This is a genomic window from Streptomyces sp. WAC05374 (assembly GCF_004353505.1).
Classification (GTDB): domain Bacteria; phylum Actinomycetota; class Actinomycetes; order Streptomycetales; family Streptomycetaceae; genus Streptomyces.
This window is the reverse complement of the sequence record NZ_SMNQ01000002.1, coordinates 367,408-379,880: the sequence shown is the minus strand read 5'-3', so window position 1 is coordinate 379,880 and position 12,473 is coordinate 367,408. Positions and strand designations below refer to the sequence as shown.

Sequence of the window (12,473 nt, the reverse complement as noted above, 5' to 3'; positions counted from 1 at the left end):
GCTCGTACGGCAGTGCCCGCCGCGTCCTCGCCCGGATGCGGCGGGCACCGTCATATCGTGCTCGCATGCCGATCACCGACCTGCCCAACTCGCGCACCGAGCCGGACGGTTCGGCCGTGATCCGGGTGCTCAGCTACAACATCCGCTCGATGCGGGACGACGAGGACGCACTGGCGCGGGTGATCCGGGCCTGCGCGCCCGACCTGGTCCTCGTCCAGGAGGCGCCCCGCTTCTTCCGCTGGCGCAAGCACGCCGCCCGGCTCGCCGCCAAGAGCGAGCTGCTGGTGCTCGGCGGAGGCGCCACCGCGGCCGGACCGCTGCTGCTGTGCTCCCTGCGCACGACCGTGGAGCGCACGGACGACGTCCTGCTGCCGCTCACCCCGGGCCTGCACCGGCGGGGCTTCGCGACGGCGGTCGTGCGCATCGGGGGCGCCCGCCTCGGCCTGCTGAGCTGCCACCTGAGCCTCCAGGCCCGGGAGCGGTACGCCCAGGCGGGCATGCTCCTGGACCGGCTGGCCGCCCTGGACGTACCGCACGCCATCGCGGCCGGCGACATCAACGAGCGGCCCGGCGGGCGCTCGTTCCAGCGGCTGGCGGCCGAGCTCCAGGACTGCTGGGCCGTACGGCCCTGGGGCGGCGAGCACACCTGGACCCCCGGTGACCCGCACCAGCGGATCGACGCGATCTTCGCCACCAAGGGGATCGAGGTGCTGGGCTGCGGCGTACCGGGCCCCGGCGACCTCGCGGGCCTCACCGGCGCCGACCTGAGGGCCGCCACCGACCATCTGCCGGTGCTGGCGGCCCTCCGGGTGCCGACCGCCTAGACGACCGCCCCGCGGCCGGGGTCGTCGTCCTCGTCGTCCCCGGTCCTCATCCTGGCCACCAGGGTCGCGAAGCCGCCCAGGAACCCGCCGATGCACAGCGTGGTGAGCCACCAGGTCATGTCCCAGCGCAGTATCACCGCGAGCAGCATCAGCACCGGGCCGCCGACCACCCCGAGCCAGGCGAACTTGGCGGTCGCGTCGGCCTCCGGCAGCGGCGGCGGCTCCGGCGGCACGAAGTGGCCCTCGTCGGTGTCGTCGAGGTCCTCGTCCTTGGGCTCGGCCACCTCGTAGTCGCGCGGACCGCCCGTGCCGACGCCGGGCGCGAACACCACGGAGCTGCCGAGCGGCTTGTCCGGCTTGCCCGGCTCCACCGGCCGGCTCTCCGGCATGTCGTTGACGTCGTCCGCGGGCAGGGCCAGGTCCTCGATCGACTTGAACGGCTTGGCGCCCGGCGGGTCCGCCGGTTCCTCGCCGTACCCGGCGACGATCGCCGCCCAGGCGGCCTCCTCGTCGAACGGCTGCTCGTCCCGCTTGTCCGAGTCGTGCTGTTCAGCCACCGGTCGTGCTCCCTCCCCGGGCCTCCGGCATGGGGGACCCCATCGTGCCCGCACGCGGAGCGAGCCGGCCGACGAACGCGTGACTCTCCTCGAAGATCCGCTCCGCGTCGTGGTCCAACGTCGCCACGTGGTAGCTCTGTTCCAGCAGGATCTCCTTGACGTCGGTGGAGGAGATCCGGCCGAGGATGCGCGCCGAGTCGGCGGGCGGCACGACATGGTCCTGCGGGCTGTGCAGCAGCAGCACCGGCTGCGTGACCTGCGGCAGCTCGCGGTCCACGATGCGGAAGAACTGGCGCAGCGAGTGCGCGGCGTGCAGCGGCACCCGGTCGTAGCCGAGCTCGGTCACGCCCTCCTTGGCGATGTCGCTCGTGATGCCGGGCTGCGACGGGACGAGGTGGCGCACGACGGGCAGCGCGTGCGCGGCGAGCCCGTGCACCTTGTTCGCCGGGTTCACCAGCACGATGCCCGCCACCGCGTCGCCGTGCCGGGCCGCCAGCCGCAGCGTCAGCGCGCCGCCCATGGAGAGGCCGAAGACGAAGACCTGCCGGCAGCGCTCACGCAGCGAGCGCAGCTCGCGGTCCACCTCGGCGTACCAGTCCTGCCAGCCGGTGACCTGCATGTCCTGCCAGCGCGTGCCGTGCCCGGGCAGCAGCGGCAGGGACACGGTCAGGCCGCGCGCGGCCAGATGTTCGGCCCAGGGTCGCAGCGACTGCGGCGAACCGGTGAAGCCGTGACAGAGCAGCACGCCGACCTCTCCGCCCTCGTGGCGGTACGGCTCGGCTCCAGGGAGGACCGGCACCGGGGTCTCCTGTTCGGGGGTTCGATGGATCCGGGGAAGGGTGTACTTCACCGTACGCGACCGGGCTGACACCGACCAGATCCGTCACCGTCCCCGCCCGGTCGCGCACCCGCCCCGGCCCGGACGTGGGCGGGAGGCGGGGCCCCGCTCGGGTTAAGGTCTGATCGACGGAACACAGGAGGCACTCGAGTTGATCTACGGCGCAATGAAGTTCTCCATCGGGGGGTCGCTGAAGCTCGCGTTCAGGCCCTGGGTGGAGGGCCTCGAGAACATTCCCGCCGAGGGGCCGGCGATCCTCGCGAGCAACCACCTGTCCTTCTCGGACTCGTTCTTCCTTCCGGCGGTGCTGGACCGCAAGGTGACCTTCATCGCCAAGGCGGAGTACTTCACCTCGCCCGGGGTGAAGGGCAGGCTCACCGCCGCGTTCTTCAAGGGCGTCGGCCAGCTTCCCGTGGACCGCTCGGGCGCGCGCGGCGCGGGCGAGGCCGCGATCAGGAGCGGTATCGAGGTCATCGAGCGCGGTGAGCTGTTCGGCATCTACCCGGAGGGCACCCGTTCGCCGGACGGCCGGCTCTACCGGGGCAAGCCGGGCGGCCTCGCGCGCGTGGCGCTGGCCACCGGCGCGCCGGTCATCCCGGTCGCCATGATCGACACCGAGAAGATCCAGCCGCCCGGCAAGGTCGTCCCCAAGCTGATGCGGCCGGGCATCCGGATCGGCAAGCCCCTGGACTTCAGCCGCTACCAGGGCATGGACGGCGACCGCTTCATCCTGCGCTCGGTCACCGACGAGGTGATGTACGAGATCATGAAGCTGTCCGGCCAGGAGTACGTCGACATCTACGCGACGGCGGCCAAGCGGCAGATCGCCGAAGCGGAGAAGGCCGCCAAGGAGGCGGCGAAGGCCGAGCGCGGGCAGTTGGGCGCGTAACCGCGGTCCGGCGCGTCACCGCGCCGTTCGTCCATGGGGTGGGGAAGTTGGCCAGACGCGAGCGCGTCGTCCGCATGTCCGTCGAGCAGCCGCTGTGGCGGGCGCTGACCGCGTACCGCGTGCTGACCATGGCGTACGCCGTGCTGCTGTTCGTCTTCACCCGGGACAACTTCGAGCGCCCCGGGGTGGCCGTCGGCTACCTGGCCGTCATGGGGGTCTGGACGCTCGCCACGCTGCCCAAGGTGGCCGGCGCCACCGCCTGCACCAAGCGCTTCCTGATCGCGGACCTGGCGATCGCCCTCACCGGCATCCTGCTCACCCCGTTCGCCGACGTGCACGCCCAGTCGTTCGACGGCCCCACGCTGCCGAGCATCTGGACGGCCGGTTCGGTCCTCGCGTACGCCATCAAGGGCGGCTGGCGCTGGGCGGCGTTCGCCTCCTCCCTGGTCGCCGTCGCCAACATCATCGAGCGCGGCCACCCCAGCCGGGACACCCTCCACAACGTCCTGCTGGTGTGGGTGGCCTCCATAGCGATCGGTTACGTCGTCGAGGTGGCCCGGGCGTCGGAGCGGACCCTCGCGCGGGCCCTGGAGATCGAGGCCGCCACCCGGGAGCGGGAGCGGCTGGCCCGTGACATCCACGACTCCGTCCTCCAGGTGCTGGCCATGGTGCAGCGCCGGGGCACGGCCCTGGGCGGCGAGGCCGCCGAGCTCGGCCGGATGGCGGGGGAGCAGGAGGTCGCCCTGCGCACCCTGGTCGCGGGCGGCCTGACCCGGACCTCGCACGTCTCGGAGGACGCGTCGCTGGGCGCCGTGGTGCGCGAGGTGGACGAGCCCGACGACCCCGGCGGCGACGGGCCGGCCGACCTGCGCGGGCTGCTGGCCCCGCACGCGGGGGCGCGGGTCACCTTCGCGGAGCCGGGCGCTCCGGTGCTGCTGCCGCCCGCCGCGGCGCGGGAGCTCGCGGCCGCTGTCGGTGCCGCCCTGGACAATGTCCGCAGGCACGCCGGAGCGGACGCCCGCGCCTGGATCCTGGTCGAGGACTGGCCGGACGAGGTGATCGTGACGGTACGGGACGACGGGCCGGGCATCCCGGAGGGGCGGCTCGCGCAGGCGGAGGGCGAGGGGCGGCTCGGGGTCGCCCAGTCCATCCGGGGCAGGCTCCGCGACCTGGGCGGCACCGCCGATCTGGTCTCGGTGCCGGGGCAGGGCACAGAAGTCGAGTTGAAGGTTCCACGGGCCCCGCGGGGTCCACGGGGGAAGGCAGGGACATGAGCGAGCAGCCGATCAAGGTCATGGTGGTCGACGACCACCCCATGTGGCGGGACGCCGTCGCCCGGGACCTGGCGGAGGCCGGGTTCGACGTCGTCGCCACGGCCGGCGACGGCGAGCAGGCCGTCCGCCGCGCCCGTGCGGCCGGACCGGACGTGCTGGTCCTGGACCTGAACCTGCCCGCCAAGCCCGGCGTCCAGGTCTGCAAGGAGCTCGTCGGCGACAACCCGGCCCTGCGGGTGCTGGTGCTCTCCGCGAGCGGCGAGCACGCGGACGTCCTGGAGGCCGTGAAGTCCGGCGCGACGGGGTACCTGCTGAAGTCGGCCAGCACGGAGGAGCTGCTGGACGCCGTGCGCCGCACGGCCGTCGGCGACCCGGTGTTCACGCCGGGCCTGGCCGGCCTGGTCCTCGGCGAGTACCGCCGGCTGGCCTCCGAGCCGCTGCCCGCCGCCGGGGCGGACGAGCCCAAGGCCCCGCAGCTCACCGAGCGCGAGACCGAGGTGCTGCGGCTGGTCGCCAAGGGCCTGAGCTACAAGCAGATCGCCGAGCGCCTGGTCATCTCCCACCGCACCGTGCAGAACCACGTCCAGAACACGCTCGGCAAGCTCCAGCTCCACAACAGGGTCGAGCTGGTGCGGTACGCGATAGAGCGCGGCCTCGACGACGCGTAGCGCGTAACTCTCCTACGCCCGCCCGGAATTCACCGTTCGTACCGTCCCGGAGTGACGTGGGTCACCACTAGCGTGGCCCGCGTACGTCTCCATCGTCACCGTGACGGCGAGCCCCGTGACGGCGAAGGGAAGGTTCCATGCGGGTCGGAGTACTGACCGGCGGAGGCGACTGCCCCGGTCTCAACGCGGTCATCCGCGCCATCGTCCGCAAGGGCGTCCAGGAGTACGGCCATGTCTTCACCGGTTTCCGGGACGGCTGGCGCGGCCCCCTGGAGGACGACACCGTACGTCTCGACATCCCGGCCGTCCGCGGCATCCTGCCGCGCGGCGGCACCATCCTCGGCTCCTCGCGCACCAACCCCCTCACGGCACCGGACGGCGTCCGGCGCATCAAGGACACCCTCGCCAAGCACGACGTCGAAGCGCTGATCACCATCGGCGGCGAGGACACCCTGGGCGTCGCCGCCCGCCTGAGCGGCGCGTACGGCATCCCCTGCGTCGGCGTGCCCAAGACCATCGACAACGACCTGTCCGCCACCGACTACACCTTCGGCTTCGACACGGCCGTCGGCATCGCGACGGAGGCCATCGACCGGCTCCACACCACCGCCGAGTCCCACATGCGCGTCCTCGTGGTGGAGGTGATGGGCCGTCACGCCGGCTGGATAGCCCTGCACTCCGGCCTGGCCGGCGGCGCCAACGTCATCCTGATCCCCGAGCAGCGCTTCGACGTGGAGCAGGTCTGCTCCTGGGTCTCCTCCCGCTTCCGGGCGTCGTACGCGCCGATCGTCGTCGTCGCCGAAGGAGCGGTGCCCAGGGACGGCGACATGGTCCTCAAGGACGAGACGCTGGACTCCTTCGGCCACGTCCGGCTCTCCGGCGTCGGCGAGTGGCTCGCCAAGGAGATCGAGAAACGGACCGGGAAGGAGGCCAGGACCACCGTCCTCGGCCACGTCCAGCGCGGCGGCACACCCAGCGCCTTCGACCGCTGGCTGGCCACCCGGTTCGGGCTGCACGCCATCGACGCGGTCCAGGACGGCGACTTCGGCACCATGGTCGCGCTGCGCGGCACGGACATCGTCCGCGTACCGATCGGCGAGGCGACCGCGCGGCTGAAGACGGTGGACCCGCGGCTGTACGCGGAGGCCGGGGTCTTCTTCGGCTGACGGCCCGCCCCCGGGACGGACGTCGGCGGGCGGTGGCCCTCACCTCCTGCTGACGTCCAGCGCCCGCACCAGGTCCCGTACGACCGACGCGCCCCGCAGCGTCAGCACCGACTCCGGATGGAACTGCACCCCCGCGAAGCCCGGCCCGCGCAGCGCGTGCACCTCGTCCGTCACGGGGTCACGGCTCACCTCCACGCCGTGCGCCGCCAGCTCGGCCGCCGCCTCCCCGTCGCACCGGGCCGTGAAGCTGTTGTAGAACCCGACCGTCTCCTCCGTACCGAACAGGTCGATCCGCACCTGGGCGCCCTGGAGGGGCACCGCCTTGCGCACGATCTCCAGGCCCAGCTCGGCGGCGATCAGCTCGTGCCCCAGGCACACCCCCAGCAGCCCGTGCCGGTGGCCGCGGACGAGTGCGGCGGCCAGCGACCGCAGGAAACGCATCTTGGGGTCGGCCGGGTCACCCGGGTCGCCCGGCCCGGGCCCCAGCACCACCGGGCCCTCGTGCCGGAGCGCCGCCTCCCGCAGCCCCGGCTCGTCGAACCGGCGGACGGTCACCCGCAGGCCCGACGCGCGCAGCACGTGCGCGAGCATCGCGGTGAACGTGTCCTCGCCGTCCACCACCAGGGCGTGCCCCCGCGGCACGGTGACCGGCTCCCGCATCCGCAGCCAGAACGGCGCCAGGTCCGCCCGGCGCGCGTCCAGCGCCGCCCGCACCCGCGGGTCGTCCGCCGGCCGGAGCCGTACGGCCTCCTCGCGCGGCCGCCCGGGACGCACGCCCAGCGCCGCCAGCACCCCCGCCGCCTTGGCGTGCGTCTCGGCCACCTCGCCCGCCGGGTCCGAGCGCCGCACGAGCGTGGCGCCGACGGGGACGCGCAGCTCGCCGTCGGCCGCGATGTCGGCGGTACGGATCAGGATCGGCGAGTCCAGGGTCTGCGCCCCGCCGGCGTCCGTACCGAGCAGGGCCAGCGCGCCCGCGTAGTACCCGCGGCCCTCCGCCTCATGGCGCTCGATGACCCGGCAGGCGTTCTGCACCGGCGAGCCGGTGACCGTGGCGGCGAACATCGTCTTGCGCAGCACCTCCCGCACGTCCAGCGAGGACCGGCCCCGCAGCTCGTACTCGGTGTGCGCGAGGTGCGCCATCTCCTTCAGCCGCGGCCCGACCACCACCCCGCCCCGGTCGCCGACCGTGCACATCATCTTCAGCTCCTCGTCCACGACCATGGAGAGCTCCTCGGTCTCCTTGCGGTCGGCGAGGAAGGCGAGCAGGCCGTCGGCCGTCGGGCCGGCCGCCGGATAGCGGTACGTCCCGCTGATCGGGTTCATCACGACCGTCCCGCCCGACATCCGGACGTGCACCTCGGGGCTGGCCCCCACCAGGGTGCGCTCCCCGGTGTGCACGACGAAGGTCCAGTACGCGCCCCGTTCCCCGGCCAGCAGCCGCCGGAACAGCGCCAGCGCGTCCCGCCGCCCGAACCCGGGGACGCGGCCCCGGTACGTGCGGCGGATCACGAAGTTCGCCCCCTCGCCCCGCCCGATCTCGTCCTCCACCACCCGGCGGACCGTCCGCGCGTACTCCTCGTCGGACACGTCGAAGGCTCCGCCCTCGACCGTCACCCGGTGCCGGGGGAGCCGCTCCAGCGCCTCGGCGAGCGGCAGCTCGTACGCCTCGTCGGCGACCAGCACGGACAGCGGCGTCCCGTCGTCGCGCACGTCGAAGCCCCGCTCCCTGAGCTGCCGGAACGGCACCAGGGCGAGGGAGGGCCGGTCGCCGACGGGGATGTCCGCGAGGCGCTCCGCCTCGTGCACGGCGCCGATCAGCACCTCGACGGTGTCGTGATCACGGCCGGGGGTGCGGCGGCGCAGCAGGGCGAAGGGCGGGCAGGAGTCGTCGAGCAGCCGGGAGAGGTCCACGGGCGTTCCTTCCATCGCATGGATTCGACAGGAGAGGAACGGCCCGTACGCAACGGAAAAGGCCGCCCCTCGGGCGGCCTGGCGTGTGTCGGTGTACGCGCAGTCAGTGGGCCGCCGGACGAGCGGTCCACCACCAGTTCTGGGTCGAGTGCGCGAACATGGGCCGCACCCTACCCCACGCGGGGAGCGGAGGGCTCAAGATTCGTTGTCTCATCAGGTGAGCGCCTAAATGGACGAATGGGAAGACCCCGTAAGGTTGTGCACGTGACCGTGAACGCTAAGCCCACCGCAACCGGTGGCAACACCTGGCGAGACCTTCCCGCGGCGCAGCAGCCCGAGTACCCCGATGCCGAGGCTCTGCGCGATGTGATCGCGGACCTCGAGTCGTATCCGCCGCTCGTCTTCGCGGGCGAGTGCGATCAGCTGCGCGCCCGGATGGGAGCCGTCGCCAGGGGCGAGGCGTTCCTGCTCCAGGGCGGCGACTGCGCCGAGGCCTTCGACGCCGTGTCGGCCGACCACATCCGTAACAAGCTCAAGACCCTGCTCCAGATGGGCGCCGTGCTGACGTACGCCGCGTCCGTGCCCGTCGTGAAGGTGGGGCGGATCGCGGGCCAGTACTCCAAGCCCCGCTCCAAGCCGACCGAGACCCGCGACGGGGTCACGCTGCCGACCTACCGCGGCGACTCCGTCAACGGCTTCGCCTTCACCGAGGAGGACCGGGTCCCCGACCCGGAGCGGCTCAAGCGCATGTACCAGGCGTCCGCCTCGACGCTGAACCTGGTGCGCGCCTTCACGACCGGCGGTTACGCCGACCTGCGCCAGGTGCACGCCTGGAACCAGGACTTCGTGAGGTCCTCGCCGTCGGGCCAGCGCTACGAGCAGCTCGCACGCGAGATCGACAACGCGCTGAACTTCATGAAGGCCTGCGGCACCGACCCGGCCGAGTTCCGCACGGTGGAGTTCTACGCCTCGCACGAGGCGCTGCTGCTGGACTACGAGTCGGCGCTGACCCGCGTGGACTCCCGGACCGGGCAGCTCTACGACACCTCGGGCCACATGGTCTGGATCGGCGAGCGCACCCGCCAGCTCGACGGGGCGCACATCGAGTTCGCGTCGCGCATCCGCAACCCGATCGGCATCAAGCTCGGCCCGACGACCACGGTCGACGAGGCGCTGACGTACGTCGACCGCCTCGACCCCGAGCGGGAGCCGGGCCGGCTGACCTTCATCGTCCGCATGGGCGCCGACAAGGTCCGCGACAAGCTCCCCGAGCTGGTCGAGAAGGTCACCGCCTCCGGTGCCACGGTGGCGTGGGTGACCGACCCGATGCACGGCAACACCTTCGAGGCGGCCTCCGGCCACAAGACGCGCCGCTTCGACGACGTGCTCGACGAGGTCAAGGGCTTCTTCGAGGTCCACAAGGCGCTGGGCACGCACCCGGGCGGCATCCACGTGGAGCTGACCGGTGACGACGTCACCGAGTGCGTGGGCGGCGGCGACGAGATCTTTGTCGACGACCTGCACCAGCGCTACGAGACCGCCTGCGACCCGCGGCTCAACCGCAGCCAGTCGCTGGACCTGGCGTTCCTGGTGGCGGAGATGTACCGCGACCAGTGATGCCGGCCGGCTGTGATCGCAGCCGGCGGTGATCTCGGTCGGCTGTGATCTCGGTTCGCTGTGATCCTGGCCGGCCGTGATCTTGGCGAGAAATGGCCTTGACGTGCCGATGGGGCGCGGATCCGTGTGATCCGCGCCCCATCGCCGTTCACCGGGCTTTTGCGCGCCGGGGGCTCCGGGTAAGGTTAGGTTAGCCTCACCGATCAAGGCGGGGTCTCCAGTCGCAGATCCCGTCGAGCCCGCAGGGAGGTGAACCGCGTGTACGTCTGCTCGTGCTTCGGTGTCACCGAGAAGCAGGTCATGGCACACGCGGACGCCGGTGCCTGCACGCCCCGCCAGATAGCGTCGGCCTGCAAGGCCGGCACGGACTGCGGGTCCTGCGTACGCCGCATCCAGGCGATCCTCGGCCGGGGCAACTGCCCGCGGCGCGAGCTGGTGGACCAGGGCAAGCCGGCGCTGCTCGCCACCGGTGCCGTGGACACCGCCGGTGCCGAGACCGCGGACGCCGTCGTCGGGATACCCGAGGCCGCCTAGCCTCCCGCCCTGGCTCTCCCGCCCGGACCGGGTTCTCCGGGCCGGCTTTCCGGGTCAGCTCTCCGGCTGCTCGATGAGCTGGGCGATGTAGAGCGCCTCACCGAGCTTGTCGACGAGTTCGAGCTGGGTGTCGAGGTAGTCGATGTGGTGCTCCTCGTCCGCGAGGATCGACTCGAAGATGTTGGCCGACGTGATGTCGCCCTTGTTGCGCATGACCTCGATGCCCCGCTTGAGCCGGTCGATCGCCTCGACCTCGACCTGCCGGTCCGCCTGGAACATCTCGGTGACGGTCTGGCCGATGCGGACGTGGAAGAGCCGCTGGTAGTTCGGCAGGCCCTCCAGGAAGAGGATGCGGTCCGTGAGCACCTCGGCGTGCTTCATCTCGTCGAAGGACTCCGCACGGGTGTATTTGGCGAGCTTCGTCCACCCGAAGTTCTCCTGCATCTTCGCGTGCAGGAAGTACTGGTTGATCGCCGTGAGCTCGGCGGTGAGCTGCTCGTTGAGGAACTCGATGACCTCGGGGTCGCCCTGCATCGCAGAGGCTCCTTCCGCGCGTGTGTACGGGGCAGATGCCGCGCATCCTCGCACCGCCGGGGAAGGTCGTCCAGTAAGTGCACGCTTAGTAGGAGTTGCCCGAATCCGCCTCGCCCCTGGTCATGACCACCCCTCCCGGTCTGTCACCATTGAGGCATGGGTCAGCCAGGGAGCGGGGAACACCGGGCAGCAGAGGAGTCCGAGCTTCCGCCGGGGCAGCGGTTTCAGCGCGGCTGGCCGGTCACCCACTACGGGCCGGTCCCCAAGTTCAAGCCCGACCGCTGGGAGTTCAGGGTCTTCGGCGCCACGGCGGGCGGCGACAAACACACCTGGAACCACGCGGAGTTCTCGGCGCTGCCCTTCTCCACCGTCGTGGCCGATCTGCACTGCGTCACGAAGTACAGCATGCTCGGGGCCGAATGGGGAGGGGTCCCGGCCCGGACGATCCTCGAACTCGCGCCGCCGGCCGCCGGTGTCACGCATGTGATGGTGTGGGCGGAGTACGGCTTCAGTGCCAATATGCGGCTCTCCGACTTCGCCTCGGACCGCACGATTTTCGCCACGCACAAGGACGGTGAGCCGCTCACCGCCGAGCACGGCTTCCCGCTGCGCCTCATCGTGCCGCACCTCTACGCCTGGAAGGGACCCAAATGGGTCAGGGGCGTCGAGTACATGACGGCCGACCGCCGCGGCTTCTGGGAGGAGCGCGGCTACCACAACATCGGCGACCCGTGGCGGGAGCAGCGGTACTCGTACCAGGAGGAGCCGGGGGACGGCCCCGAGCTCTGATCCACCCTGGGGTTTTCAGCCGTCCCGGAGCTTCTTCAGCAGCGCGATGTCCGCTGCGTGTCCCTCCGTGCCGCCGGGGGTCTCGATGATCAGCGGGACGCCGCGCGCCGCCGGGTGGCGCATCAGCTCGCCGAACGCGTCGGCGCCGATGTGACCCGCGCCGATGTTCGCGTGCCGGTCCTTGTGCGCGCCCACCACGTCCTTGGAGTCGTTGGCGTGGATCAGCTTCAGCCGGCCCTCGCCGACCGTGTCGACCAGGAGATCCAGGGTCTGCCGTACGCCGTGCTCGCCGGTCAGGTCGTGGCCGGCCGCGAAGATGTGGCAGGTGTCCAGGCAGATACCCAGCCGGGGGTGGGCGTCGAGGGCCTCGAAGTACGGGCCGAAGTCCCAGGTGCGGGAGCAGAGCGAGGCGCCCTGCCCGGCCGTCGACTCCAGCAGCAGGAACGGGTCGTCGTCGTGGTCGAGCTCGTCCAGCAGCGGCAGCAGCCGCTCGCGCACCTGTGCCAGGGCCTCCTGCCGGGGGCGGCCCCCGGTCGCCGAGCCCGTGTGGACGACCACGCCGAGCGCGCCGATGGCCCGGGCGCGCCGCAGCGAGTGGCGGAGGGACGCCACGGAGAAGTCGACGGTCGCCTCGGTGTGGGAGCCGAAGTTGATCAGGTAGGGGGCGTGGACGTACGCGGGTATGCCGGCGACCGCGCACTCCTCGCGGAACAGCTCGTCCTGCACCGGGTTCCCGGCGGGCGTGGCCCAGCCGCGAGGGTTGGCGACGAAGACCTGGACGGTCTCGGCGCCGATCTCGCGCGCGTAGGCGAGGCCGGTCTTCGCGAGGCCGCCGGCCACGGGAACGTGGCCGCCGACGGGGCTGCTCATGT

At 72.0% G+C, this 12,473-nt stretch carries 14 protein-coding genes; 8 read left to right on the top strand and 6 right to left on the bottom strand.

Going from position 1 to position 12,473, the window contains the following annotated elements; all coding sequences use genetic code 11:
• Window positions 1-65 precede the first annotated feature (65 nt).
• Window positions 66-824 carry an endonuclease/exonuclease/phosphatase family protein gene (locus tag E2B92_RS06720; protein ID WP_126882990.1) on the top strand — a complete coding sequence of 253 codons (759 nt, stop codon included), beginning with the start codon at window positions 66-68 and terminating at the stop codon, window positions 822-824.
• Here E2B92_RS06720 and E2B92_RS06715 read toward each other — a convergent pair.
• Together E2B92_RS06715 and E2B92_RS06710 are read right to left on the bottom strand one after the other, a co-directional pair.
• Window positions 821-1,381, bottom strand: a complete 561-nt coding sequence (locus E2B92_RS06715; RefSeq protein ID WP_126882991.1) for a hypothetical protein — start codon at window positions 1,379-1,381, stop codon at window positions 821-823. The two genes, E2B92_RS06720 and E2B92_RS06715, sit on opposite strands and share 4 nt — an antisense overlap.
• The gene (locus tag E2B92_RS06710) at window positions 1,374-2,180 is read right to left on the bottom strand and encodes an alpha/beta hydrolase (RefSeq protein ID WP_126882992.1); all 807 of its coding nucleotides are present in this window, start codon (window positions 2,178-2,180) and stop codon (window positions 1,374-1,376) included. Before E2B92_RS06710 ends, E2B92_RS06715 begins: the two co-directional genes overlap by 8 nt.
• 205 nt (window positions 2,181-2,385) lie before the next feature.
• Between E2B92_RS06710 and E2B92_RS06705 the strand changes: the two genes are divergently transcribed.
• From E2B92_RS06705 to E2B92_RS06690, 4 genes are all read left to right on the top strand, one after another.
• A complete protein-coding gene (locus E2B92_RS06705; protein ID WP_126883026.1) occupies window positions 2,386-3,108 on the top strand; it encodes a lysophospholipid acyltransferase family protein in 723 nt (240 codons plus the stop codon).
• Window positions 3,109-3,155: 47 nt separating this feature from the next.
• Window positions 3,156-4,382 carry a MacS family sensor histidine kinase gene (gene macS / locus E2B92_RS06700; RefSeq protein WP_126882993.1) on the top strand — a complete coding sequence of 409 codons (1,227 nt, stop codon included), beginning with the start codon at window positions 3,156-3,158 and terminating at the stop codon, window positions 4,380-4,382.
• Window positions 4,379-5,050: a response regulator gene (locus E2B92_RS06695; RefSeq protein ID WP_126882994.1), complete on the top strand. Its 672-nt coding sequence runs from the start codon at window positions 4,379-4,381 to the stop codon at window positions 5,048-5,050. Before macS ends, E2B92_RS06695 begins: the two co-directional genes overlap by 4 nt.
• Before the next feature lie 137 nt (window positions 5,051-5,187).
• On the top strand, window positions 5,188-6,216 hold the full coding sequence (locus E2B92_RS06690) for a 6-phosphofructokinase (protein WP_126882995.1): 1,029 nt from the start codon (window positions 5,188-5,190) through the stop codon (window positions 6,214-6,216).
• A gap of 39 nt (window positions 6,217-6,255) precedes the next feature.
• Here the strand turns inward: E2B92_RS06690 and E2B92_RS06685 are convergent, their stop codons facing one another.
• Both E2B92_RS06685 and E2B92_RS34085 read right to left on the bottom strand, forming a co-directional pair.
• A complete protein-coding gene (locus E2B92_RS06685; protein WP_126882996.1) occupies window positions 6,256-8,142 on the bottom strand; it encodes an anthranilate synthase family protein in 1,887 nt (628 codons plus the stop codon).
• An 88-nt stretch (window positions 8,143-8,230) separates the two neighbouring features.
• Complete coding sequence (locus E2B92_RS34085) at window positions 8,231-8,287, bottom strand: trp operon leader peptide (protein WP_133888555.1); 57 nt, start codon at window positions 8,285-8,287, stop codon at window positions 8,231-8,233.
• Between the two features lie 104 nt (window positions 8,288-8,391).
• Between E2B92_RS34085 and E2B92_RS06675 the strand changes: the two genes are divergently transcribed.
• Together E2B92_RS06675 and E2B92_RS06670 are read left to right on the top strand one after the other, a co-directional pair.
• A complete protein-coding gene (locus tag E2B92_RS06675; protein ID WP_126882998.1) occupies window positions 8,392-9,744 on the top strand; it encodes a class II 3-deoxy-7-phosphoheptulonate synthase in 1,353 nt (450 codons plus the stop codon).
• 249 nt (window positions 9,745-9,993) lie between these two features.
• Complete coding sequence (locus tag E2B92_RS06670; RefSeq protein ID WP_126882999.1) at window positions 9,994-10,278, top strand: (2Fe-2S)-binding protein; 285 nt, start codon at window positions 9,994-9,996, stop codon at window positions 10,276-10,278.
• Window positions 10,279-10,332: 54 nt separating this feature from the next.
• Here E2B92_RS06670 and bfr read toward each other — a convergent pair whose 3' ends face one another.
• Window positions 10,333-10,812 carry a bacterioferritin gene (gene bfr / locus E2B92_RS06665; protein ID WP_126883000.1) on the bottom strand — a complete coding sequence of 160 codons (480 nt, stop codon included), beginning with the start codon at window positions 10,810-10,812 and terminating at the stop codon, window positions 10,333-10,335.
• A gap of 156 nt (window positions 10,813-10,968) precedes the next feature.
• Here bfr and E2B92_RS06660 point away from each other — a divergent pair, with 156 nt between their 5' ends.
• Window positions 10,969-11,601, top strand: coding sequence for a sulfite oxidase-like oxidoreductase (locus E2B92_RS06660; RefSeq protein WP_126883001.1), 633 nt, complete (start codon window positions 10,969-10,971; stop codon window positions 11,599-11,601).
• A 15-nt stretch (window positions 11,602-11,616) separates the two neighbouring features.
• Here the strand turns inward: E2B92_RS06660 and E2B92_RS06655 are convergent, their stop codons facing one another.
• Window positions 11,617-12,471, bottom strand: coding sequence for a deoxyribonuclease IV (locus E2B92_RS06655; protein WP_126883002.1), 855 nt, complete (start codon window positions 12,469-12,471; stop codon window positions 11,617-11,619).
• Between the last annotated feature and the right edge of the window lie 2 nt (window positions 12,472-12,473).

Bases quoted from the DNA above. Each gene is read 5' to 3' on its own strand.
- E2B92_RS06720 (WP_126882990.1), top strand. From the start codon at position 66: ATGCCGATCACCGACCTGCCCAACTCGCGCACCGAGCCGGACGGTTCG.
- E2B92_RS06705 (WP_126883026.1), top strand. From the start codon at position 2,386: ATGAAGTTCTCCATCGGGGGGTCGCTGAAGCTCGCGTTCAGGCCCTGG.
- E2B92_RS06695 (WP_126882994.1), top strand. From the start codon at position 4,379: ATGAGCGAGCAGCCGATCAAGGTCATGGTGGTCGACGACCACCCCATG.
- E2B92_RS06690 (WP_126882995.1), top strand. From the start codon at position 5,188: ATGCGGGTCGGAGTACTGACCGGCGGAGGCGACTGCCCCGGTCTCAAC.
- E2B92_RS06685 (WP_126882996.1), bottom strand. From the start codon at position 8,142: ATGGAAGGAACGCCCGTGGACCTCTCCCGGCTGCTCGACGACTCCTGC.
- bfr (WP_126883000.1), bottom strand. From the start codon at position 10,812: ATGCAGGGCGACCCCGAGGTCATCGAGTTCCTCAACGAGCAGCTCACC.
- E2B92_RS06660 (WP_126883001.1), top strand. From the start codon at position 10,969: ATGGGTCAGCCAGGGAGCGGGGAACACCGGGCAGCAGAGGAGTCCGAG.
- E2B92_RS06655 (WP_126883002.1), bottom strand. From the start codon at position 12,471: ATGAGCAGCCCCGTCGGCGGCCACGTTCCCGTGGCCGGCGGCCTCGCG.